This is a genomic window from Paenibacillus sp. HW567, assembly GCF_000374185.1.
Classification (GTDB): Bacteria; Bacillota; Bacilli; order Paenibacillales; family Paenibacillaceae; genus Paenibacillus_AQ.
In genome coordinates this window covers 5,000,965-5,025,752 of record NZ_KB910518.1, presented here as the reverse complement: position 1 = coordinate 5,025,752, position 24,788 = coordinate 5,000,965, and the positions used below count along the sequence as shown (strand labels likewise).

Sequence of the window (24,788 nt, the reverse complement as noted above, 5' to 3'; positions counted from 1 at the left end):
AGCAATGAAATGGAACAGTAAGGCGCATGGCAGCAATCATTATGAGCTGGAGCTCCCGCACGGAGCGCTGCATGTGTTCGCGAACCCGGAGATCTATGGGTCATTTGATGAAAAGGTCTATGAAATGGCCGATAACAACCTGCGGATTCCGCGGAACAGGTACATGGGATACACACCCGATGCTCATGTGGGCGTCGGTACTTGTATCGGTACTACGGCGGTATGGAGCATGAAGGATGGCATGGTGTCGCCTTCGATTGTCGGAGTGGATATCGGCTGCGGCATGCGGGTGCATACAACCCCGCTGCATAGACGGGATTTGCAGGACCCGGCTGTAAGCCGCAGGCTGATTGAGGCTATTGAGAAATACGTGCCGACCAATGAACGTGTCAACAGTAACTATGACGATATTGATATTATGGAGGTCGTGCGCAGCGGATTAAACGGACTGCCTGACAAATACATTCCTTCGCCGCAATGGATTACCCACGTGGAGCAGAGCAACTTCCGCTATGACCATGCGGCACTGGAGCAGTTGCCGCCCAAAATCCGCAAAAATGCTCATGGGCAGCTTGGGACGCTGGGGAGCGGCAATCATTTTTGCGAGATTCAATATCTGGAGGTCGCTGAAGAGCATAAGGAACTGGCAGCCCGCTGGGGGTTGTTCGACGGCGGAGTGGTCGTGATGATTCACTCCGGCTCGCGGGCCTGGGGCGCGATGGTCGGACGGGAGCATACGAAGACGATTAAGGAAGCGATGCATTTGTGGGGAGTAAGCAGTCCTGATCCGAACCTGAATTATGCGCCGATCAGCAGCCGGGAAGGGGAGGCCTACTTGAACCTGATGTATTCTGCGCTGAACTTCGCCGTCACGAATCGTCATATGATCGCGTTTGGAGTGCAGGAGGCCTTCCGTGAGCTGTACGGTCCGCAGTTCGAAATGCCGGTGCTGTACGATCTCATGCACAATTACGCGCTGAAGGAGTTTCACCGGAACCAGCCGATGCTGGTGCACCGGAAAGGTGCTACGCGGGCTTTGCCGCCTGGACATTTTCTGAACACGCCTGTGTACAAGGAAACTGGACACCCTGCGCTGATTCCCGGCTCTATGGGAACCTCCTCCTACATTATGATCGGCCGGGAGGAAGGCATGAAGAATTTCTATTCCATCTGCCACGGTGCCGGAAGACTGCGCTCCAGACGGGCAACCCGCCTGGCAGTAACGGTAGATGAATTCAGCAAATCTCTGCGTGTCGGGACAGAGGATGAAATCATCGTCAACCACCGCTCCCTGGAAGCGATCCTGGATGAGTGCCCGCAGGCCTACAAGGATGTGGACCAGATTATCGACAGCATTACCGGCGCGAGACTTGCCGATGTTGTGGCCAAGTGCAAGCCGATGGCGGTCATCAAAGGAATATAGCTTTTTTTTATTGGGGTTTACAAATTATAATAGATTTGGATATTCGTCTAGCTCCTTGCGAAGCGAGGATTTCTGATGATCCCGCAGTGTCCGCCATCCTGTGGCCGGGTATGCTGCAACTGCTAGGCGCTTAACCATAAAAGGGGTTCGATTCCCCACTCGCTTTCAGTGCGATCTTTGGTAAAGAGTCGGTTGACATGTGAAATGGAATTGGAACAAGGCCCTTAAGCGGAAATTCTCAGCCGGCTCTTCGGAGCAGATACCCGAAGCGCTGCTATGCAGCCGGCGGATACCGGAGTATGGGGAAAGGAAGGACCATCAGGTTGTGCCTATGCTCTGCGTGCAAGCTGTAGTCTGGCTTGTATTCAGGGTATAGGCGGGCCAGAAGGCTCCTCCTGCCGCCATGCTCCTAAAGACTGGCTCCGCAGCCGCTTCCGGGAGAATTTCCCTGACGGGCCGCATTTCAGAAGGAACCGCCATCAGTCATAATATACCGGCGGATTCAGGAGGACAGGATGTTCAAGAGGATTACGATTGCTGCCGATGAACGCGGACTTGTGTTCAAGCAAGGCAGCTACGACAAATATTTGCTGCCAGGAGAGTACTGGCTGACAACCTTTAAGGAGCAAAGCGTTGAGAAGCTGAACATAAGCAAACCCTTTGCCGTTCCGGGCAAGGAGCTGAGTGTTTTTTTGCATGATGAGGCTCTGCTGCGTGACCTGGAGCTTGTGAACGTAGCCGACTATGAATATGTGCTGCAATACAGGGATGGCAGGTTCGTTGCGCTGCTCTCTTCCGGTCAATATGCATTCTGGAAAATAAACGGCAATCATACATTCCTTAGAGTGGATACGCGTCAGCCGGAAATCCCTTTGGAGATTGACCGCTCTATCCTAGCCCGTATTCCTTATAACGTCCAGAGTTATGAGGTTGCCGCCCATGAGGTGGGCATTCTATATTTCAATAATGTGCTGCAGCGGGAGCTGCCTCCCGGGAAATATGATTTCTGGAAAGGTCCGGTCAAGGTATCCGTGAAGATCATCGACCTGCGCCAGCAGCAGATGGATATGACGGGTCAGGAGATGCTCACAGAGGACAAGGTTAGCCTCAGGCTCAACTTCGTCTGCCAATATTCGATTGTGAATCCGCAGCGCACACTGGCGATCAAGTCTGTGGAGGAGCAGATCTATATCAGTCTCCAGCTTGTACTGCGTGAATACGTGGGAAGCTTGAAGCTGGATGATCTGCTGCGGATGAAGCAGGAGGTGGGTGCGTTTGTGCTCTCCAGACTGCAGGAGCAAAGCGAAGCTTATGGCGTGCAGTTCCACTCCGCCGGAGTGAAGGACATTATTCTGCCGGGAGAGATCAAGGACATTCTGAACACTGTACTCCTGGCTGAGAAGAAGGCGCAAGCCAATCTGATTACCAGGCGCGAGGAGACGGCCTCAACCCGCAGTCTGCTGAACACGGCGAAGCTGATGGACGAGAACAAGACGCTGTACCGGCTGAAGGAGCTGGAGTTCCTGGAAAAAATCAGCGAACGGATTGGCAATGTATCCTTGGTAGGCGGGGGCACGCTGGCGGAAAGACTTGGTCAACTGCTGATCAGCGACGGGGACGGGCAATGATAAATGTAGTTATATCAATCGGTGAGGGGACAGGTTTTAATCCCTCACCGATTTTTTAATGCTCTTAGACAGCAGCAGAATATTTGGAAAAAGAAGCTAGTCAATAAAAGCAAATTCAGATACTATATAAATGAGAATGATTCTCAGTTGATGGGATTGAATATAAATGAATGAGGTGAAGAGATGAATGCGGGTCATACAGATTGGTATGATATCGAAAGTCTGCATCCCAAGCACCGTCCTCTTGCGGAAGGTCTGAACGATTTGTACGGTCTGAAGGTGAACGGCTCTAATCGGCTTCAGGTACCGGATCAGTTCGGGCAGGGATTCTGGGAAAGGTTCAAAGTAAGCTCTGTGATAGAGGTTGCGGTATGTGATATGTGCTTTCATGAAAATATCGAGATGTGCAGCAACGAGCAGAATGGTTCTATGAAGTGGGGGTACTGTCTGGGCGCACCCATCGAGTGGACGGTTGAGGCTCCTAATCGGATGTACCGGTTAAAGCAAGGCGAGATGTCCGTGTTCGGCCACCGGCCGGCTGACTGTGTCGGCTACTATCAGGCCGGAAGACAATATTGCGGCATTACAGTCAAAATAGCTCCAGATTTTATAGAAAGTCTGTATTCTGAACACATCTGCCCCAAAGGGCTGGAGCCGTTTCAGACGCATATGGCGTCCCCCGCGATGAACCGGATTTTCAAAGAGATGATGGGCTGCAATTACGAAGGGGGGATCAAACGGATGTACCTGGAGGGCAAGGTGCTGGAGCTGACCGCTGCGTATTTGCATGATGTGGCGTGCAGTCCGGCTGCTAACACAGGCTTGTCCCGAACGGATATGGACTCCCTGATGAAAGCCAAAGAAATAGTGGATAATGATGTGCTGGCCGCCCCGGGAATCCTTGAGCTTTCCAAGAGGGTATGTCTGAATGAATTTAAGCTGAAAAAAGGCTTCAAGCAGCTTTTCGGCATGCCGGTACATGCCTACATCATTGATTGCAGGCTGGAGAAAGCCTACCAGTTGCTCGAAAGCGGCTCTTGTTCGGTTACTATGGCGGCTGTAATGGCCGGCTTCAGCAACCCCGGTCATTTCGCGGAGAAATTCCGTCAAAAGTACGGCAATGCTCCCTCGCGATATTTTGGAAGAGTGAAGTCCTGATCCGAAAATCCGTTTCTGTATTGAAATCATCCCGTTTTGAGTGTCGGGTAAGCAGGGATTATGTCATATTTACAGATAATGAAAAGATTACGGGGCCTGATTGTACTTGTTATTGAGTAGAGGGGCCTTTCTTTTTTAGCACCAAATGAGAATGATTATCATTTTCTTTAGTTAGGGGGATAGCTGTAACTTTTGAAGCTGATCACAACAATTGAGGGAGAGGTAGCCGGTATGACAAGAAAACTTAAAACTAAGGACTACATATTAATAGGAATCTTCAGCATTTTGATTTATGCCGTGAATGCTGTTGTAGGCTCTGTACTAACACCGTTTATGGGAACATCCGCCATGCCTTTAATCGCGGGCTTCTGTCTCTTTTTCTCGGCAATTGTGTATCTGATCATGGCGCTCAAGATTGCCAAAAGAGGGGTGCTGCTGGTGCAATGTATCGTCAGCGGCCTGGTGTACACCTTGATGGGCATCCCCTTGATGCTGGCCTTTTTCACCCTGGCGGGATGTTTGGGCGAGGCGGTTCTGCTCCGGGGAGACGGGAACCAATACAGAAAACTGCGCAGACAATCGCTTGCATATGCCACATACGGCTGCTTGTACGGCCTGGGCTCCTCGGTGACGATTTATATTTATGGCGGCGATTATCTGACCAATATGTTCGCTCCGGATACGCTTGAGAGAATGCTGTATTTTGCTTACTCTCCGGTTTGGATTACTGTAAGTATCGTGTTTTCTTTTGCAATGACACTACTCGGAAGCTGGTTCGCTTCCAGAATGCTTAATAAGCATTTTATCAAAGCGGGTGTAATCAGATGAACTCCAATTCCGATATTGCCGGACTGCTTAAGATTGTTTCCTCCAAAAAGATGCTTTTGGTTGTTGCCAGCATCTTCTCAACTCTGTCCAGCTTGCTGCAGATCGTGCCTTTTGTTGCGGTGTATAAAATTATAGAAGAGCTGTTTCTCCATGCCCAGAATGCTGCCGGAATCAACAAGGAGCTTATTGTGCATTGGGGTTTGTGGGCCCTGTTTTCGCTAGTGGGTTCTTTGATCGCCTTGTATATCGGGGGAATGTGCTCGCATATCGCGGCGTTTAATATTTTGTATGAGCTGAGGGTCCGGCTGTCCGAGCATGTGGCTAAAGTTCCGATGGGCTATCATACGAAAACAGCCACCGGGGAACTGAAGAAGATTATTGAGGTCAGTGTGGAGAAGATAGAGAAATTTATTGCCCACCAGTTGCCCGATCTCGTCAGCGCAGTGATTGTTCCGCTGCTGCTGCTGAGCTATTTATTCTGGCTGGACTGGCGGATGGCGCTGGTGCTGCTGCTCCCCATCGGAATCGGGTTTTGGCTGCAGACCCGTGTGTTTGGCAGTGAAGGAGGACAACAGGCTTACCGGGACTTTCAATATGCTGTAGAAGAAATGAATGCAACGGGTGTGGAGTATGTCAGAGGGATGCCGGCGGTCAAGGTGTTCGGTATTACGGCGGATTCTTTTCTAACCTTCAGGCAGGCGGTGACCCGCTACCGGGATATTTCCCTGAACATTACCAACATGTGCAAAACGTCGTACAGCCTGTTTTTTGTCATTATCAGCTCCCTGTTTGTTTTTGTTGTTCCGGCAGGCATTCTGCTGTTCAGTGGAGACACGGGCAATCAGTCGTTTGCTGTTACCCTAATTTTGTTTTTGATCATCACTCCAAGCTTGTCGGCACCTATGATGAAGCTGCTCTACCTGGGAAGCGGACTGAGAGAAATTGTGGAGGGCAACAAGCGGATCGAAGCGGTTTTTGCGGAACCGGTTGTCAGTGAGCCTGCGTCGCCGCGGGTCCCGTCTGCCTATGATATTGTCTTTGACCATGTTTCCTTCGCTTATGAGCATCCGGAGAGCAAGGACTACAAGCAGGTGTTATCCGATGTCAGCTTTGTGGCCAAATCGGGAGAAATGACCGCACTGGTTGGACCGTCCGGCGGAGGCAAGTCAACGATTGCGAATCTGCTGCTGCGCTTCTGGGATGTGCAGGAAGGCCGGATTACCATTGGAGGGGTGCCTATTCGGGAGATCGGAACGGAGAAGCTGATGGATACGGTCTCCTTCGTGTTCCAGGATGTGCATCTGTTCTACGATACGATTGAGGAGAACATTCGGATGGGAAATACCAAAGCTTCGAAGGAAGAGGTCATAGCGGCGGCCAGAATGGCCTGCTGTCATGATTTTATCGGGAAGCTGGAGGCAGGCTACGATACCAAAATCGGTGAAGGCGGCACTTATTTGTCCGGCGGGGAGGCCCAGCGGATTGCTATTGCCCGTGCGCTGCTCAAGAATGCGCCTATTCTTGTGCTGGATGAAGCGACGGCCTACGCCGATGCCGAGAATGAACGGAAAATCCAGCAAGGGCTGGTTGAACTGGTCAAAGGTAAAACCGTACTGATCATCGCACACCGGCTGTCCACCATACGGGGCGCTGAACAAATTATTGTGGTCAAGCAAGGCGAAATTGCAGAACGCGGAACACATGAGGCGCTGCGGGCGCAGAGCGGACTGTACGAGAGAATGTGGCAGGCGCATATCAGCGCGGCCCGCTGGAGGCTGGGCGCAGATGAGCTGGTATCCCCGCAGACTGCCCCTGCTGGCGCCGTCAAGGAGGTTTTTGAGAGATGAATCATTATTTCTATAATATTTCGGGAGGAAATACACGAAGTCTGCTGCCTGCCGCTGTAGCGGCCCTTCTGGACGGCATTGCCAAGGTCATTCCCGCCGCACTGCTCGTGGATATATTCAATACAATCTACGTCTCCTTCGCCCACCCGGAAACCGGCCTTAACATTGTACGGATGTGGGTGGTCTGTCTCATTTTGCTGGTCTGGCTGGCAGTGGAGTATGCGGCTTACACCTATCTTTACGATAAAACCTACAAAGCTGCTTACAGTCTGGCCGCCTCCGGGCGGTTAAGCCTGGCTGAGCACATCCGCCATCTGTCCCTGGGTTTTTTCGGCAAACGTGATCCGGGGGATATTACGAACCTCCTGTTAAGTGACTATGGTCAGGTAGAGCATACGATCTCGCACAATGTTCCACAGCTTATCAGCGCGGTTATCCTGCCGGTGCTTGCCCTGGCTGGTCTGATCTTTATGGACTGGCGCATGGCTCTGGCAATGTTCGTGGCTGTGCCTTTTGGCGTTCTGCTGCTGTGGCTGACAGATTCGATCCAGGCCCGCCTGAGCGAAAGCCATGTAAGGGCCAAAAATGAAGCGGCCAGCCGTCTGCAGGAATATTTGACGGGTATCCGGGAGATTAAGGCTCATAATATCGGCGGTAAGCGGTTTGAGCGGCTGCGTCGGTCCTTTGACCAATTAAAGCGGGCATCCATCCGTCTGGAAGGCGTGATGGGTCCGATGATCATGGGAGCCATGCTGCTGACCCGCTCAGGCATGACGCTGATGATTGTGACCGGAAGCTATCTGCTGATCGGGGGGAAGCTGTCTCTCTCCGTCTTCCTGCTGTTTCTGCTTGTTGGGATCAAAATCTTCGAGCCGCTCACTGTTGTATTGATGAATTATGGAGAGATGCGTTACTCGGCGTACAGTGCGCGGCGGATCATGGAGGTACGGCAGGAGCAGCGGATGCAAGGCAGTGAGGCCGTACCCTCAGGGGAGCCCATCGTATTTGATCATGTGACCTTCGGATATGACGCCGGAATACCTGTGCTTAAAGATATTTCTTTCACCATCCAGCCGAATACGATAACGGCTCTGGTAGGACCCTCAGGCAGCGGGAAAAGTACAGTTACACGCTTGCTTGCGCGATTCTGGGAGATTCAGGGCGGATCAATCACAATTGGCGGCCAGCCGATCCGGGAGTCTGACCCGGAGCGGCTGCTGGCGGACATTTCGATGGTCTTTCAGGATGTGTACCTGTTCCAGGACACGATTGGCAATAACATCCGCATCGGCAATATGGAAGCGACGCAGGATGAGATTGAAGAAGCGGCTAAGCGTGCCTGCTGTCACGAATTTATTACCGGGCTGCCGCAAGGCTATGATACACCGGTGGGAGAGGGCGGCTCCACATTGTCGGGAGGGGAGAAGCAGCGGGTGTCCATTGCCCGCGCTCTGCTTAAGGATGCTTCGATCGTGCTGCTGGATGAAGCTACCGCCTCGCTGGACCCTGAGAATGAGACGGCAGTACAGCAGGCGATTAATGAGCTGGTGGCGGATAAAACCGTCATCATCATTGCCCACCGTCTGAAGACGATTCAGAATGCCGATCAAATCCTGGTATTGGATCAGGGGAAATTGGTTGAAGAAGGAACACATGACCAGCTTCTGTCGAAGCACGGCTTGTATGAGAATTTATGGAGCACCCAGCAGGGAGCCGACGGCTGGCGGGTGAAGTAGCCGATGCGCGCAACCTTTGACCCGCGCACGCAACTGCTCGTGGTGCTGATTACGAGCGTGGCCGTCTTTTTGGCCGATATGAACAAGCTGTGGCTGGTCATCGCTTTTATGGCGGTCTACTTGCTTGCTCAAGGCATGTATACACATGCGGTGCGGGGTCTTGTCATTGCTGCATTGCTGATGATCCTTCAGGAACTGCTTGCCGGGGCAGGAAGCGGCGTATTGGCCTCCTTAAGATTCATGACCTATCTGGGCTTGCGCTTCCTCCCGGTAATCATGGGGGCAGGCTCGCTAGGAAAGGTTCCATCCGGCAAGCTGCTGGCTGCATTGACCCTGCTGCGCCTGCCCAGGGGTCTGCTCATTTCGCTTGCCGTCAGCTTCCGGTTTATGCCGGTGATGAGACTGGAATATGAAGCGATTCAGGTGTCCGCGAAATTAAGAGGCGTCTCCATCACTTCTCCGAAGAATTGGCTGCGTCCTATGCGCACCTATGAATACACCATAATGCCGCTGCTAATGAGAAGCTTGAAGCTTTCAGATGAGCTGGCTGCCTCGGCAACGGTTAAGGGAATTGATTGCCCAGGCAATAAAACGAGCATCCACAACGTATCGTTTGGGCTGCAAGACATTATAGTGCTGGCGGCTTATACGGGCTGGTTAGTGGCCGTATTCCGATGCGGAGGGTAGAGGATCATGGGCAAACAAGCGATAGTCGAGCTGAACAAGGTTTCTTTTCAATACAATGATTCCTATGAGCAATTAAATCAGGTGGATCTAACCGTTTATGAGGGGGAATGCGTCGTATTAACGGGGCCTTCCGGGAGCGGGAAAACAACACTAACCCGGCTTATAAACGGATTGATCCCCAATTTCTATGAAGGGAAATTAACAGGCACAGTCAAGCTTAAGCAAACAAACGTGAAGGAAATGGAGCCGTGGCGCTTCGGAGGAATTGTCGGCAGTGTATTCCAGGATTCGCGGAGTCAATTTTTCACCTCAGTTGTGGAAGACGAAATATCCTTCAGCGGTGAAAATTACGGAATGGCCCCGGAGCTGATCCGGGATCGGGTAGGCAGGCTTGCCGAGGAGATTCGTATCACCCATCTGCTGCCGAATGAGGTCCACCGGCTGTCCAGCGGAGAAAAACAAAAGATAGCGGTCGCTTCCGCCCGCCTTACTGACCCCGGACTGTTCGTAATGGATGAGCCTTCCGCCAATCTGGATATGGCGGCAACGAAGCAATTAGCGGAAAGTCTGGCGCTTTTGAAGGCAAACGGAAAGACAATGATTATTGCCGAGCACAGGCTGTATTATTTACTGCCGCTCGCTGACCGCATCATGTATATGACCAACGGGGAAATAACCGCGGAATGGACACCGGCGGAGCTGCTCGCCCTGACTCCTGTTCAATTGGAGAGCTACGGCCTGCGTTCGCCCGTTATCCGGGGAGATGCATGGACCTTAGCAGTGGACCGGCAGGATCGGAAGGAGCGGCAGGAACGAATCGCCCTCTATCAAACGTCCATTGCTCCCGGGAAATTCAGACAGACGGTGCTGGAGGAAATAAGCTTTTGTTTGGGTGGGGGTGAGGTTGCAGCGATTACCGGACCCAATGGCGTCGGCAAAACGACGTTGGCCCGAACTTTATGCGGCTTGCTTAAGGAGCAGGCAGGAATCATACAAATGAACGGTAAGACGGAGAAGGCTAAGAGCCGACTGGGGAAAATAGGGTTTGTCATGCAGGACAGCGACTATCAGCTATTCTCGGATAGTGTGCTGAATGAATTGCTGATGACGCATGAGAAGGAAGACGGCGCCGCCGGGCGGGCAGAGGCCTTGTTGAAGGAGCTTGATTTATGGGCATTCCGCGAACATCATCCCGCTTCGCTGTCAGGCGGGCAAAAGCAGCGTCTAACCTTTGCCGCCGGCCTGATGAATAGACCGGATGTCCTCCTTCTGGACGAGCCTACCTCCGGGCTGGACGGGGAAAACATGCGCCGTGTTGTCCGGCTTATCCGGCAAATGGCTGCATCCGGGGTAACGGTGCTGGTAATTACACATGACTATGAACTGGTATGCGGCGCATGTGACCGGGTGCTCTTTTTCGGGGAGAAGAAGCTGCAGGGAGACATTCCGGTTACGGCAAACACCATTTCTGTAATTATGGATTTAATGCAAACCTTGCAATTGAACCCGGAGTCCCCGTTCCTGGACAGAATCGGCACGTAAATAATGCATGGAACTGAAGGGGGCCGTCCTCCAATCTGGCGGGCTCCTATCAATGTATGGTATATTATTCTCACAAAAAACAAAGTAAGGAGATTGGAAATGGAAAAAACTTTGATCTTTGGACACAAAAATCCGGATACGGATACCATCTGTTCGGCAATTGCTTATGCAGCGCTCAAGAAGGAACTGGGCTGGGATGCCGAGCCGGTCCGTCTGGGCGAAGTCAGCGGCGAAACACAGTATGCGCTTGATCACTTTGGGGTGCAGGCGCCGCGCCTGGTAGAGAATGTGGCAGGCGAAGCTGGGCAGGTAATTCTGGTTGACCATAACGAACGCCAGCAAAGCGCGAATGATATTGATCAGGTCCGTGTTGTCGAGGTTATCGACCACCACCGGATCGCGAACTTTGAAACGGCTCATCCGCTGTACTATCGTGCAGAACCGGTGGGCTGCACAGCCACTATCCTCAATAAGCTGTACAAAGAAAACGGAGTTGCCGTTCCGAAGGAAATCGCCGGCCTGATGCTGTCCGCAATCATTTCCGACTCCCTGCTGTTCAAATCCCCGACCTGCACCGAGCAGGATGTGGCGGCTGCACGCGAGCTGGCGGCAATCGCCGGTGTGGATGCTGACAGCTACGGACTTGCCATGCTCAAAGCCGGTGCCGACCTTAGCGATAAGAGCATTGCCCAACTGATCTCCCTGGATGCCAAGGAATTCAAAATGGGTGAACACAAAGTGGAGATTGCCCAGGTGAATGCTGTAGATGTGAACGATGTGCTCTCCAAGCAAGCTGAACTGGAAACAGCCCTTACCGCAATTATTAAGGACAAGGGTCTCGATCTGTTCCTGTTCGTGGTGACGGATATTCTGAACAATGATTCCGTCGGACTGGCTCTGGGCCGTGTGGCAGGTGCTGTAGAGCAGGCCTATAACGTGAAGCTGGACGATAACAAAGCGCTTCTGAAGGGCGTTGTCTCCCGCAAATCGCAAATCGTGCCGGTGCTGACCGAAACCATCGCCAAGCTGTAAAAGCAGCCCCGGAGCATGACTCCTGCCGCTTGCAAAGCTATAAGAAGCTAATATTACCGGCTGTGCGCCGTCCCTAATGGGAGGTGCGCAGCCGGTTTTATGTGTAAGAGCAACTTATTTCCATTTCGAAGGTATAATCAGCATGGCCTATCGTGAGGGGGAGAACGGATGCGCAACTTGAAAAAGCTGATCTTGTCGACGGTGATTCTGATGATGATTACGGGAGGGACCTTGCTGTATGCTGCGGCAGGTAAATCGGACATTGCGGTTTATGTGAACAATGTGCTGCAGAAGCATTCAGGTCTGCTGTCGGAAGGGGACGCGTACCTATCCATTGAACAGTTGCCGGAGAACCTGCATGCGGTATTGTCCTGGGATGAGTCCGCGAAAGAGGTCCGCATCTATAAGCCGAATGTAAACATGGTTTTGCTGGATGACCAGGGGAAGATCTTCGGCAAGGTGAGAAGCGCGGCCAGCAGTACTTTTTCGGTTCTGGTGCAGGTAGATCATTTGAAAACGGATATCTCGGATCTGAAAATAACGATCACCAATCCCCTGGGCAAAATGGATACAGTCGATAATCAGCAAATTAAGGAGAAGAAGGACAGCTTTTGGTTCAAGTCGGCGGAATATACCTATACTTTTACTGAAAAAGGGAACTACTCTATCCAGGTATATATCAAAGACAGCACATCCAAAAGCTGGTTTATCGTTTCCGAAATGCAAATATCTACGATATAGACGGATTTTGCCAAAATAGGCTCTGCGCTCTATACTTAATGATGTATACGTGCTGGAAGGAGCGGGAAACATGGCAAAAACACGAAACAGCGGAGCTCTCCAATATAAATCGTTTGCTCTGGTCTTGCAGGCTCTTGTGATCATGGCTCAAAAAGGCAATACCTGTTCCAGTTGTGAAATCGCCGTGCATTTATCTTCGGAGCCGACGGTGTTAAGAAAAGCTCTGGCTAAGCTGACCCGCGGGCATATCCTTGTGACCCGGGAAGGGCGGGATGGCGGTTATATGCTCAACCGGTCGCCGGAGGAATTGACGCTGGCGGACATTTACCGGGCGATGGAGGTCGGCGAATCCCGCAGCAATGCGGTTACCGATACGATGTGCACGAACCCGTTCGGAGCACAAATGAAGGACGCCTGCGGCGATATTCTGGAGGAGATGGAGCAGAGCGTGCTGGGCGTTCTGGAGAAGCACACTCTGGCTGAACTCGTACGGAGAGCGGGATGTTGACATGGGGCTTTGGCATGAACTATACTGTGCTTGTTAAGTCACAGTTAAAAGTCACTAAATATGGATATGAAAGAGGAGGATTAGATTATGGCAGCAGAATTGAAAGTGGAACAGGAATTTAGCAAGGTGATCCGGGAACGGCGTTCGGTGCGGAAATATGATTCCTCCTGGAAAATTTCCGATGAGGAGATCAAGGAGCTTCTTACAGAAGCAACACTTGCGCCATCTTCCTCCAATCTTCAGCCGTGGCGGTTCATTGTCATTACGGATCAGGAAATAAAAGAGAAGCTGCTGCCAATCGCGTTCAATCAGGCGCAGGTGACGGAGGCCTCGGCGGTAATTGCCGTACTGGGCGATACCGAAGCCTACAGCAATGCAGACACAATCTATGGGCATGCCAGCGCTACAGGTCTTATGCCTGAGGATGTCGCCGCAGCAATGGCCAAGCGGAGCCGTGAAGGCTATTCCAGCATGCCGCTGGAGAAGCAGGAGGACATCGCTCTGGTTGATGGCGGACTGGTATCCATGCAACTGATGCTGGCAGCCAAAGCGAGAGGTTATGACACGGTGCCAATGGGCGGTTTCGATCCTGCCGGGCTCAAGGAGCTGTTCCAGATTTCCGGGCGTTATGTGCCGGTGATGCTGATCGCGCTGGGCAAGGCCGCCGTCGAAGGACGGCCGACAGGCCGGTTGCCGCTGGAAGCGGTCGTTCACTGGAATGGATTCCAGGCTTAAACTCACTCTCTCATCCATACTCTATATAAGTTCACGCAGCCGGCTGGCGTTATCCTCAAGAGGAGAGGCGCAGCCGGCTTTTCCCGCTCGGGGCGGGTCTGCTCGTTAGGGGGCTTTAGGCCGGGGCTGCCTATTTTTGGTTTCCGGCGCTTTCTGCTAAACTATGGTTAGCGGGCTGCTTCACTGTGTGCTGAACATGCCTGCACCAGTTATTTATAATAGGAGGGATCACATGATTCAAGTATATCCGGCGGAATCCGCCCATCGCTTTGACCACGGCTGGCTGAAAGGGACACATAGCTTTTCGTTCGGTGATTACTATGATCCTGCCAATACGGCCTTTGGGCCGATGCGCGTCTGCAATGATGACATTATCGCTCCGGGGAGAGGGTTTGGCGCCCATCCGCACAGCGATATGGAGATTGTCTCCATCGTGTTGTCCGGAAGGCTCCGCCATGAAGATAACCTGGGGAATGTGGCCGAAACGACCTTCGGCGGTATTCAGCGGATGTCGGCAGGGACAGGGGTCATTCATACGGAGCATAATCCTTCGGATACCGAGCCGGTGCGGCTCCTGCAGTTGTGGTTCATGCCACGCACTCGTAGCACCTCACCTTCATATCGTACAAGCCGGTTTGATCCGGCGAAGCTTCATGGCACACTGCTGCCTGTAGTTTCTGCCAATGGCTTGACGGAGGCTGTTGATATTGCCCAGGATATGACGATTTATCTCAGCCGCTTGCAAGCCGGTGAACAACTGGATTACCGGCAGCCGCAGGGACGGCGGATTTATATACATTTAATAGAGGGTCAGCTTAAGCTGAACGGGGACAAGCTGCTGCATCCGGGGGATTCCGCACGGATCGAAGACCTTAGCGAGCTGAATCTGGCCGCTGGCGAAGACGTTTTTGTAATGCTGATTGATCTGCCATAAGGTCCATTCATACCTACAAGGAGGAATATATCATGGCACAGGAGAGAGTACTGGTTAAGCATGCCGTAACAGGGCGCATGCTCCTCAGCAGCACGGACGGCCTGACCTATACCTTTGATCATGAGGGCGGTCTGACGCTGATTACCTTATGCGGTGTTCCGGCAGATAAAGGGGAGGCAGTGGTCGCGCTCAAGGCTGAGCTGAATGTTTTTCGTTTCGAGGAGCCGGCAGGCGGCCGGGTGGTCAAGCACTGGTATTATGTTGGCGACAATCAGGTGAATTACGACAGTTCTTCCGGGTGTCTGACGATAGCGGTGCAGTCGGAAATTGAATACCGGCCGGACGAGTATTGGGAATAGAATAGCAAAGCAAGCTGCGTTCATGTCTAACACGGTTATGACATTTAGGGTTAAGTTAATGTTGATTTCGAGCGAAATGCGGAAAAAAATCCACCGTACGCGGACAAATGGCATTGACAATGCGCTCTGGAAGTACTAATTTTGTTATGAAACATAACGCGAAGAAAAGCAGAGACAGGAGAAATGAGACCAATGGAATTGTTTGCAGCAATGGAGCGGGACGATTACGAAGAGCTGTTGTTTTGTCAGGATAAGGCATCGGGGTTAAAAGCTATTATCGCCATTCATGACACGACACTGGGTCCCGCACTAGGTGGAACAAGAATGTGGACGTATGCATCAGAGGAAGAGGCGGTTGTGGATGCGCTCCGGCTGTCCAAAGGCATGACCTACAAAAATGCCGTGGCCGGGCTGAATCTGGGCGGCGGCAAGACAGTGATCATCGGGGACCCTAAAAAGGATAAAAACGAGGCGATGTTCCGTGCCTTCGGCAGATACATACAGGGTTTGAACGGCCGCTACATTACAGCCGAGGATGTAGGCACCACGGAAGCGGATATGGATATCATTCATCAGGAAACGGATTACGTTACCGGAATTTCGGCTACTTACGGTTCTTCAGGCAATCCTTCGCCGGCGACGGCCTTCGGGGTATATCAAGGCATGAAGGCGGCGGCTAAGGCGGCTTTTGGCAGCGACTCGCTGGAAGGCAAGACTGTTGCAGTTCAAGGGGTGGGCAATGTCTCCTTCACGCTCTGTAAATATCTTCATGAGGAAGGCGCACAGCTTATCGTAACGGATATCAATAAGGAAGCGGTGAACCGGGCGGTAGAGGCTTACGGTGCCAAAGCGGTTGATCCTGCAGATATTGTCTCTGTCAAAAGCGATATCTATGCTCCTTGCGCACTTGGCGCGACCATCAACGACGCGTCGCTTCCACTCCTTAAGGCAAGGGTTGTCGCCGGTGCGGCCAACAATCAGCTCAAGGAGCCGCGTCATGGCGATGCCCTGCATGAGATGGGGATTGTGTATGCACCCGACTATGTCATCAATGCCGGTGGCGTAATTAATGTGGCCGATGAGCTGAATGGCTACAACAAGGAACGGGCATTCAAGCAAATTGCCAAAATCTATGACAGCATCACCCGCGTATTGGAAATCTCCCGCACCAGCGGAATTCCAACCTACGCGGCGGCAGATCACCTTGCACAGGAGCGGATTTCCCTGCTGCGGAACAGCCGCAGCACGTTCCTGCGTGACAACCACCACGTCCTGAGCAGAAGATAATCCTGCTGCGGTCAGCAGCTTGGTCATCACTGCCGACGCTGCAAACAGCCCGGCCCCTTCACTAGCTTCAGCGGTGAAGGGGCCGGGTTTTTTTTGGGAACTTTATTTAATTGAGGTATTAAACTCAATCCATTTATCTAAATCAGGGCGATAAAAGATCAAAACTCCATTTCTTTAAGACTCAGCATTATATTTTGAGATATTGAATCTTCTGAGGCATCGGCCAAAGGTGGAGATGACTTTTCATCATAATTAACATATATAGACGTACATACAATCAGCGTTACACATAAAAGGATAACTGAAATTAAATGTATTCAATTTTCATTGAAATTCTAAGGAGATATGAGCAGTAACAGTGAAAAAGGAAAGGACGCCGTATTGTTGTTTTAAAATTCAGGTAATAACGAGGATCAGCGAACACAAAGGAATGCCTAGTAAGATAAAAGGTGAACAATCAGCGCTTGAATTCGCGAATATTGGTTAATCGTCAAGAGCTGATTTGTTAAATTGAGGTTAAATGAACCACCGTAGTTCTTTTCGGAAAAAAGGGACTCCTTCTGCATTTTCATAATCATAAATCATTAAATAAAGATGACTCACTTGAGAAGCTAACTGAGATATTAGCTCATCTTTTTCTATTTCCTCCATTCTCAGACCGCTAACATCAAGATATGAGGGGTAGACCCCTCTTGCTGAAGAAGAATTCTTCGTTAAATAATTAAAAAACTCATTTTCAACTATTTCTTTTCTATCGCATTCTAATTCAAAGCATTCAACTTTTCGATGATCATTTTGGAAATTTCGCCCTACAATAAAATGGCCAATCTCTTTGTTAACTTCGTCCTCAAAAATCATTTTTTCGAATACTTTATAAGCAATATCTTTTGCGTTGTTGATTTGAATGCCGCAGGGTTCACCGTGAGGAGTCTTTGTAACAGTAACTGAATCAAAAATCTTATTAAACAATAAAGCTTCGTCGTCAATTTTATCAGTAATAAAAAAAGAATAATCTTGGATATTGGAGGGCCCTAATTCTTTATGGTAAAAGAAATGTCTAGCTAAGATACCTTGGATATTAATCATGTTGATCAGGATTTCTTTTAATTGATCTTCATCAGTCATTGAAACAATAGGCAGTTTACGTACATGAAGCTGATCGTGTGGGTACAATATTGGTATGTTTTTCATCTCACTAAACTTTATCTTTTTCATATCGTCACCTTTTCTAAATAATGGGATGGATTAACTGTATAATATCAGTTAATCCGCCCCAATCACTAATTAATCAGCAGTTTCAAAAATAATAGTCAGAGGTGCAGCAGCCAGTGGGCTCGACTCTAAGAAGGAAACCATTAAATTAGAAGCTTTAACACGAACCTTGTCCACATATGCAGGAATTCTAAAATCGGCACCTACCTTTTGTGTAATTCCTCTTGTGGCAACAAACTTATCGTTTACATCTTCATTAAAGAAAAGGGATGGAGAAATAGCCGAGGTATTTTGAACTGTGAAATTACCTTTTAGACCTTTTAACCAGTCACCTGTTGCAACCATCGTATAGAACAGTTCATACATTTCTGTACCTACATAATTGTGCAAGCTCATGGTCAATCCACCGAATACGGATTGAGTAGTGAATGAATTATCAGGACTCACCAAAGGAACAGTAGCAGAGAAGTTACCATTTGCATCACGCTGTAAGAGGACACCATCTTCTTGATATTGTGAAGGAAGCATTTCTTGTAAAGGAGCTGATGCTAATGTTGATTCCGTACTCGACTGTTGAGTTTGATCAATTGAGTTGGCTGCTTGACTGATATCTCCCATTGCAAACGCGCTTGAGGTAATTGAGATGACGAGTAATAGACACAATAATGCAGATGATATAAATTTCTTCATTTGTGCGATTCCTCCCAATTTTGAAAGCTGGCCAGCTATCAATGATTGTCTAAGACATATTCTATTATATACCATAAATGGATAGTGGTCTGTCGAAATTCAATATAAATATGAACATTATGTAACTGGCATTGAAGAGTTCTTGTCGAAAAATTCTAACATGGAAAATAACCCAATCTGGCGACGGTATTGTTATCCTTTGGTTCTTCACTCCAGAAAGGATAACAATCGCTGAATGGGTTACAACAAAAATAAAGAGAAAAAATTTGAATACATCGAGTAGACAAAGGAGTCTTTACTACCTTGTTTGGCATTTTGGTTGAGGAACAACTATTATTTAGAGGGCGAAGGCTGCATGAAAAAGAAAAACGCTCCCGATATACCGGGAACGTTGGTTGGTCTGCGGACTTCGGTAAAAACGAAGGGCAATAGAATCACTTGAAATCAAATCATTACTGCACGGTAAGCTTCAACCATCACCATAACCGTGCCCCATGGTTTGAACCAACATTTGAGTACTACTATTTACTACGGAGTCAATAGTACCTACAGGTATAATAATTGCAATAGCCAGACTAAAGGAAGCTAGAAGAATAATGAACTTTCTTTTCATGTGAGTCCTGCACCTCTCTAATCAGAAGTTTGTATTGTTCTTTCTCTTCTTCATCTGCAAGATACCGATGCTGTTCAAACAGATCGACACATTTGATGATAGTGCTTTCGCTATTAATTCTAGCAGATGATTCCAAACTTTGCAGGATGAAGGTAATGCCTTCTTCACGCTTGTTATGTAAATAATAGGATGCCAATTCAGCGAGAAATCTGGCATATTGGCTGGCTATGACTTGTTGGTTATGAAGAATACCAAACTCTGCAAGGTTTGTTCTATAAGGGATATAGGCAGCAAACCGCTCCAGAATGTAATCAACATTCCAATCATAGCGGTTAGCCGATAAGATAATATTGTATAAACCTATAAATATCTCGTCTGTTCGGAGGGAGATATATTCAACATATTCAGAGAGCGCCTCATGCTGTCCTGCCAAGACTCGATAGAGCAGGCTGTTCGCGGTGCCCCACTCCTGAAACTGAGCTACAGTTCGCTTCACTTCAACATTATCTTCCTGTATCCAGCCTCCATCCATATAGAGGGATACCCAATCTAATGCCGATTTGTAATCTCCGAATTCCTCGCACACAGTTGAACGGATAAGCTGTGCGTACAGAATATAGAAGTAAAGGGGTTTCTCGGGAGTTTTCTCGTTATTCTCTCTACGGTCCGACTGACGCTGGAGATTATAGCGAAGAGTTGCTAATCGCAGCATCTCCTTCGCTAGTTCATCCACCTTATGCCACCGATGCATTGAACCATAGACATGACCCAAATGTTTCAAACCATCCAACTGATCCGCTTCATCGAGCCGGTCCAGGTAACATTCAAAGATGTGCGCTGCTTGCAAGTTCTGGGCTTGGTCGTCGCCAAGGGCAATCCGAAACAAACGGAACTGACACACCGCCAGACGTTCGGAATTCTGATATTTCTCACTGGCGCTCACGTTCTTATATAATAGCTCCGCAGCCTTCCACAGCCCCTCCTGAAACAATCCTTCAGCTACTTCGAACAGCATGGGAGCATAGGTCAGATTCTCAAGCAGATTCTGCACGACCTGTTCTACGCAATCGAGACGGCCCAGCTCGGCTGAACGTACAAGAAAAGGCCGCAAACGCCGCCAGGTCGGTGCCGAATAATAGAAGCATTCGTCCACGTATAGGCTGTAGAAATGGTCCTCCGGCAGACCCATCCCCTTGGTTATCCGCTCCAGATGATTCATGGCGATCGGCTGCTGACCCTTAAGTATCCGGCTGAGCGTTCCTGAATTAATACCCGCCTGTATGGAAAATTGATGAATGGACATCCCCTGCTGGGATAGATACAACGCTAGTGTATCGCGAATCGTGGCTGTAGTAGGGACCATGTAGACACCACCTAACTATATTCCAAGAATTATAATTTTGTTGTATAGATGTAATAATATTCTATAATATTCCAATGGTCAATACTACAGATTAGTAGAAGAAGTGAACAGAGGTAGGGGTGTAATTTCCTCTGGACAGCGGGCTTAAATCAGCAAAGAGCCGTTTCCCGGCAAGGGGAAAACGGCTCTTAATATTGTTCTGTATCAACAAATGCCAAGCCCGACCGGTTACTGCACCTTTGTCGGTTCCGGGTAAGTAACGCCAAGCGTATCTACGGTAACCTTTTTCATAACCGGCGGCTGATCCGGCCGGTCCGAGCTGTCGCGCGGCAGGTTGACGATGGTGTCCACCACATCCTGTCCTTCGGTAACCTTGCCGAATGCGGCATATTGTCCGTCCAGGCTAGGATAAGCGGCGGCCATAATGAAGAACTGTGAGCCGGCGGAATTCATATCCTCGGATCTGGCCATAGACAGCACGCCCTGGGTATGCAGCAGGTTGTTGGTGAAGCCGTTCGCGGTGAATTCACCGGCGATGCTGTAGCCCGGTCCGCCTGTGCCTGTTCCGTCAGGATCACCGCCCTGAATCATGAAGTCAGGAATAACACGATGGAAAATCGTTCCGTCATAGAAGCCCTTTTGGATCAGGGAAATGAAGTTGTTCACGGTGTTGGGAGCGACCTCAGGGTACAGCTCGGCCTTGATAATGCCGCCGTTGTCCATTTCTATCGTAACAACCGGATGGCTGGCTGTCGCTGAAGGCACGCCTTCAGTGGCTGCTGCAGCGCTCTCCTGCGGGGCCGGGCTGGCTTCATTGGCTGGTGCGGTATTGCCCGCCGCACTGCTGCTTCCGTTACCTGCCGCTGCATTGTTACTTCCCGGCTTGTTGCCGCAGCCTGCGGCAATGACCAGCAGGAGTGTCATCATCACCAGCAGGATGACCGGGGTTCTTCTTGTACGCTTCACGTTCTCAATCGCTCCTTTAATCTTTGAATATCGGTTGTCCACATCCATCATCATACAACCTTTCTCCCGTCCCTTGCAAAATATAGAGGGCCGCCCGGGATTGGCACATTCCCTAAAGCGGGGTAGAATGAGTAGGTACTTCCAAGAATAAACAGACAGGAGTGTGCAGTATGCGCTTTTCATGGAAGCGGAACCTGATCGTGCTTTGGGTAGGCGTGTTTTTTTGCAGCACCGCGTATTCGATCTCGATACCGTTCCTCTCGATTTTTTTAAGTGACCAGCTAGGCGTTACCAATCATCTGGAAATCTGGTCAGGCGTCAGCTTCGGCATCACCTTTCTGGCCAGTGCGCTGATTTCTCCTTACTGGGGGTCACTTGCCGATAAATACGGGCGCAAGCCCATGCTGATCCGTTCGGGATTCAGCCTGGCGGCGCTCTATCTGATCAATTACTTTGTGCATGATCCGTATGTATTTATTGTTGTGCGTATTTTTCAGGGCCTCTTGGCCGGGTTTGTTCCGGCGGCAATCGCAATGGTCGCTACCAACACTCCAGAGGACAAGACAGGCTATGCGCTAAGCATCATGTCCACAGCCGGGGCTACGGGGAGCATCCTCGGCCCGCTGATTGGCGGTGTAGTCAGCTATTATTCCAGCAACCGCAGCGCGTTTCTGTTCTCGGCGGGGATCGTGCTGGTGTCGGCGCTGATTGCCACCTTTTTCGCCAAGGAGGAGAATTATGACCGCTCGGCCCCGAGATCGCATGTCAGTGATGATATCCGGGAGGCCAGGAGTAACCGTGCCTTCATTACACTCCTGCTGCTTGCGGGCCTGGCTACGTTTTCCGTAATGATTCTGGAGCCGCTGCTGCCTATCTATTTGCTGGATATGGGGATTTCGCGGAACAGCGCTTCACTTAGCTCAGGTATTGTGTTCTCCGCCGTAGGGATAGCCACGGTTATTATGGCCCCGCAGTGGGGGAGAATCGGCAGCCGTAAAGGCTTTGGAATCGTTCTTTTCATCGGCCTGATTGGTGGGGGCATCGGGAACATCCTGCAGTTTTTTGTCTCCGGTTATGTAGAATTTGCTATCCTGCGTTTTGCTTACGGCTTGTTCTATGCCGGTGTGCTGCCTTCTGTAAATGCTATGATTGTCCAAGTGATTGATCCAAGCTTTCGTGGGCGGGCGTTTGGTCTGAATCAGGCGGCAACCCAGCTTGCAACGATGGCCGGACCGATCATTGGCGGTATGCTCGGCGCATTTCTTCCGATCCGCTGGGTATTCGTCATTAACGGGTGGATGCTGCTTATGGCAGCAGTGCTTGTGAAAACCGGGAAACTGGAGGCGAAGGTCGAAGCGGCCCACGCCTCGGGACACACCTCCGGACAAACGGCAATATTGGAAGAATAGTGCTCCAGAGCGTTTAGCGGTCCGCCTCCGGTTTGCTTTTACGCCGCTGCTTGACGGTAGCAAGTGTTGTGCCTTCAGGGATATGAATCCACTGGCTCTTGGATATCCCGATCTGCTGGGACGTATAGATGCCTGTGTGCCCCGAGAACAGGAAGCTGACCAGGCAGGCAATGAACATATAGACCGCTCCGCCGGAGCCGAACAGCTCAATGCCCATAATGAAGCAGGCGATAGGTGTGTTAGTGGCTCCGCAGAAGACGGCGATAAATCCAAGTGAAGCCAGAAAGGGCGCATATAGATGAAGAATGCCGGCCAGACTGTTGCCCATAGTAGCTCCTATAGCAAATAAGGGGGTTACTTCTCCTCCCTGAAACCCGGTTCCCAAGGTGAACGAGGTGAAGATAAGCTTCCATAAGAAGGCGAAGGGCGCAACGTCTGTCGTGAAGGAATCCTGAATCAAAGGAATGCCCAGGCCCAGGTAATCTCTGGAGCCGACAATATAGACCAAGGCTATTATAATGCAGCCGCCGAGCGCGCTTTTGAGCATGGGATTTGTCACAAGTGCTGTGAAGGTTCTTTTCAGATAATGGGTAAGCTCACTGAACAGGATGCTGGCAAGCCCGAACAGTATGGAGGCAAGGATCACCTTAAGCAGGACGGTGGCTCCGAGTGCAGGAAAAACATCAACATGATAATGGATATGCTTCACGCCCCACACGCGGGTAGCGACTATATCGCCGACAAAGCTGGCTGTAAAGCAGGGAAGCAGCGCTTTATGGCTGATCAGGCCAATCGCAATGACCTCCAGGCCAAATATCGTTCCGGCCAAAGGGGTTCCGAAGATGGAGCCGAAGCCGCCGCTGATACCGCACATGAGCAGAATTTTACGGTCGAGCGGGTTGATGCGGATCAGCTTGCCGAAACCTTCGGCCAGGCTGCCGCCCATCTGCACCGCCGTACCTTCCCGCCCCGCCGAGCCGCCGAATAAATGGGTAACGAGAGTTCCGAACAGCACGAGCGGCGCCATCCGCAGCGGAATCGTCTCATTGCCATCCCCGATTTGTTCGAGAATCAGGTTGTTTCCCTTGGAGCTGTTTTTGCCGTAACGCATGTACAGATAACTCACGAGTGCTCCGCCCAGCGGAAGCAGGAACAGCAGCCAGGCATGATTCATACGAAGCTCCGTAACTTTATCAAGACTTTTTAGGAAAAAAGCCGAGGCCGTTCCCGACAGAACACCCACAACGCTGCCCAGCACAATCCATTTGATAAAGGTGCTCCAAAGCGCCAGATCACTTCTCCTTTCGACCCATTTCTGCCAGTGCGCATACATAGCTTTCATTCTTTTAGCCCCCGATTACACTTGATCTCCCCATAATAAAACAGACTCCTACCAGCAAAATGCCCACTGGTAGGAGTCATTAGTCTCTAAGGGACGGTTATGGCGAACTCCATCGCCGTATTGAATTACACCCAATATTAAGGATGCGGCGTTAAAAAGTCAATGCGAAAAATAACAAAACTAATCTTCCTCTCCGGTTGAGCCGTTCAGAATGTCAATTCCCGGCATGCCATCCACCGGAGGAGCCGCCGGATCGGCAGATGTTCCCGGCTGAAGCTCGTCTGCATCGGGAATATCCTCCAGCGGAGGCTCCTCTTCTCCAGCCTCCGCTGGAGATTCCTCCCCTTCGGCATAGCTAAACGCGCTGCCGGTCAGCCCCGCCGCACCGGCGGCAAAAAGCGCATCAGATTCCAGCAGCTCATCCCGCCCCGGCGGAGGGGGAGAGGTCAATCTCACATTACGGTCCGCCCGCAGCTCCGGCACAGGTTCAGGCGCATTCAGGCCAATGTCGGCAGCAAGTATATGATCGCCTACCAAAGCCGGATCGGAGCCATCATCCACTACCCCGTCCAGATCAATAGGAGCTTCATGGACTCCACCCATCTTTGTGTAGCGCTCATATTCAAAGTCGGCTTCAGTTTTATTGAACTCATTACCCATCGCCGTTCAACTCCTTTTGCATGATGAATAGCAGGACTGATCTTAATATATTCATTATTCCGCCTCATTAACCGTCAGGCCCAAAAAG

The 24,788-nt window shown here is 50.5% G+C and carries 22 protein-coding genes and 1 riboswitch; of the genes, 16 read left to right on the top strand and 6 right to left on the bottom strand.

What is annotated here, in order from left to right; genetic code table 11:
- The first annotated feature begins 4 nt into the window (after positions 1 to 4).
- From B212_RS0122295 to B212_RS0122220, 15 genes are all read left to right on the top strand, one after another.
- Positions 5 to 1,423 (top strand): RtcB family protein, encoded by a 1,419-nt coding sequence (locus B212_RS0122295; RefSeq protein WP_019913339.1) that lies wholly within the window; start codon positions 5 to 7, stop codon positions 1,421 to 1,423.
- A gap of 515 nt (positions 1,424 to 1,938) precedes the next feature.
- Positions 1,939 to 3,051: a slipin family protein gene (locus tag B212_RS0122285; protein ID WP_019913337.1), complete on the top strand. Its 1,113-nt coding sequence runs from the start codon at positions 1,939 to 1,941 to the stop codon at positions 3,049 to 3,051.
- Between the two features lie 183 nt (positions 3,052 to 3,234).
- On the top strand, positions 3,235 to 4,209 hold the full coding sequence (locus B212_RS35520) for a helix-turn-helix transcriptional regulator (RefSeq protein WP_019913336.1): 975 nt from the start codon (positions 3,235 to 3,237) through the stop codon (positions 4,207 to 4,209).
- A gap of 231 nt (positions 4,210 to 4,440) precedes the next feature.
- Complete coding sequence (locus B212_RS0122275; RefSeq protein WP_051128323.1) at positions 4,441 to 5,037, top strand: MptD family putative ECF transporter S component; 597 nt, start codon at positions 4,441 to 4,443, stop codon at positions 5,035 to 5,037.
- Entirely contained in the window at positions 5,034 to 6,884 is a 1,851-nt protein-coding gene (locus tag B212_RS0122270; RefSeq protein WP_019913334.1) for an ABC transporter ATP-binding protein, read from the top strand. The genes B212_RS0122275 and B212_RS0122270 overlap by 4 nt, the downstream gene beginning before the upstream one ends.
- A complete protein-coding gene (locus tag B212_RS0122265; RefSeq protein WP_019913333.1) occupies positions 6,881 to 8,620 on the top strand; it encodes an ABC transporter ATP-binding protein in 1,740 nt (579 codons plus the stop codon). The genes B212_RS0122270 and B212_RS0122265 overlap by 4 nt, the downstream gene beginning before the upstream one ends.
- A 3-nt stretch (positions 8,621 to 8,623) precedes the next feature.
- Entirely contained in the window at positions 8,624 to 9,307 is a 684-nt protein-coding gene (locus B212_RS0122260; RefSeq protein WP_019913332.1) for an energy-coupling factor transporter transmembrane component T, read from the top strand.
- A gap of 6 nt (positions 9,308 to 9,313) precedes the next feature.
- Entirely contained in the window at positions 9,314 to 10,849 is a 1,536-nt protein-coding gene (locus tag B212_RS0122255; RefSeq protein WP_019913331.1) for an ABC transporter ATP-binding protein, read from the top strand.
- 99 nt (positions 10,850 to 10,948) lie between these two features.
- A complete protein-coding gene (locus B212_RS0122250) occupies positions 10,949 to 11,881 on the top strand; it encodes a manganese-dependent inorganic pyrophosphatase (protein ID WP_019913330.1) in 933 nt (310 codons plus the stop codon).
- Between the two features lie 168 nt (positions 11,882 to 12,049).
- The gene (locus B212_RS0122245; RefSeq protein WP_019913329.1) at positions 12,050 to 12,622 is read left to right on the top strand and encodes a hypothetical protein; all 573 of its coding nucleotides are present in this window, start codon (positions 12,050 to 12,052) and stop codon (positions 12,620 to 12,622) included.
- A gap of 70 nt (positions 12,623 to 12,692) precedes the next feature.
- Positions 12,693 to 13,130: an RrF2 family transcriptional regulator gene (locus B212_RS0122240; protein WP_019913328.1), complete on the top strand. Its 438-nt coding sequence runs from the start codon at positions 12,693 to 12,695 to the stop codon at positions 13,128 to 13,130.
- A gap of 87 nt (positions 13,131 to 13,217) precedes the next feature.
- Positions 13,218 to 13,865, top strand: coding sequence for a nitroreductase family protein (locus B212_RS0122235; RefSeq protein ID WP_019913327.1), 648 nt, complete (start codon positions 13,218 to 13,220; stop codon positions 13,863 to 13,865).
- Positions 13,866 to 14,097: 232 nt separating this feature from the next.
- A complete protein-coding gene (locus B212_RS0122230; RefSeq protein WP_019913326.1) occupies positions 14,098 to 14,799 on the top strand; it encodes a pirin family protein in 702 nt (233 codons plus the stop codon).
- 32 nt (positions 14,800 to 14,831) lie between these two features.
- On the top strand, positions 14,832 to 15,158 hold the full coding sequence (locus B212_RS0122225) for a hypothetical protein (RefSeq protein ID WP_019913325.1): 327 nt from the start codon (positions 14,832 to 14,834) through the stop codon (positions 15,156 to 15,158).
- A gap of 192 nt (positions 15,159 to 15,350) precedes the next feature.
- On the top strand, positions 15,351 to 16,445 hold the full coding sequence (locus B212_RS0122220; RefSeq protein ID WP_019913324.1) for a Leu/Phe/Val dehydrogenase: 1,095 nt from the start codon (positions 15,351 to 15,353) through the stop codon (positions 16,443 to 16,445).
- A gap of 516 nt (positions 16,446 to 16,961) precedes the next feature.
- On the opposite strand, the gene B212_RS0122215 is transcribed toward B212_RS0122220, so the two are convergent.
- The 4 genes from B212_RS0122215 to B212_RS0122200 all read right to left on the bottom strand — a co-directional run bounded on the left by B212_RS0122215 (position 16,962) and on the right by B212_RS0122200 (position 21,343).
- Complete coding sequence (locus B212_RS0122215) at positions 16,962 to 17,660, bottom strand: hypothetical protein (RefSeq protein WP_019913323.1); 699 nt, start codon at positions 17,658 to 17,660, stop codon at positions 16,962 to 16,964.
- Positions 17,661 to 17,729: 69 nt separating this feature from the next.
- Positions 17,730 to 18,347, bottom strand: coding sequence for a hypothetical protein (locus B212_RS0122210; protein ID WP_019913322.1), 618 nt, complete (start codon positions 18,345 to 18,347; stop codon positions 17,730 to 17,732).
- Positions 18,348 to 18,922: 575 nt separating this feature from the next.
- Entirely contained in the window at positions 18,923 to 20,323 is a 1,401-nt protein-coding gene (locus B212_RS0122205) for a helix-turn-helix domain-containing protein (protein WP_019913321.1), read from the bottom strand.
- Between the two features lie 228 nt (positions 20,324 to 20,551).
- Entirely contained in the window at positions 20,552 to 21,343 is a 792-nt protein-coding gene (locus B212_RS0122200) for a peptidylprolyl isomerase (RefSeq protein ID WP_019913320.1), read from the bottom strand.
- Between the two features lie 116 nt (positions 21,344 to 21,459).
- Between B212_RS0122200 and B212_RS0122195 the strand changes: the two genes are divergently transcribed.
- On the top strand, positions 21,460 to 22,698 hold the full coding sequence (locus tag B212_RS0122195) for an MFS transporter (RefSeq protein WP_019913319.1): 1,239 nt from the start codon (positions 21,460 to 21,462) through the stop codon (positions 22,696 to 22,698).
- Between the two features lie 13 nt (positions 22,699 to 22,711).
- Here B212_RS0122195 and B212_RS0122190 read toward each other — a convergent pair whose 3' ends face one another.
- Positions 22,712 to 24,031: a voltage-gated chloride channel family protein gene (locus B212_RS0122190; RefSeq protein WP_084673425.1), complete on the bottom strand. Its 1,320-nt coding sequence runs from the start codon at positions 24,029 to 24,031 to the stop codon at positions 22,712 to 22,714.
- A gap of 72 nt (positions 24,032 to 24,103) precedes the next feature.
- Positions 24,104 to 24,166: riboswitch (Fluoride riboswitch) on the bottom strand.
- A gap of 54 nt (positions 24,167 to 24,220) precedes the next feature.
- The gene (locus B212_RS33345) at positions 24,221 to 24,700 is read right to left on the bottom strand and encodes a hypothetical protein (RefSeq protein ID WP_019913317.1); all 480 of its coding nucleotides are present in this window, start codon (positions 24,698 to 24,700) and stop codon (positions 24,221 to 24,223) included.
- Positions 24,701 to 24,788 lie beyond the last annotated feature (88 nt).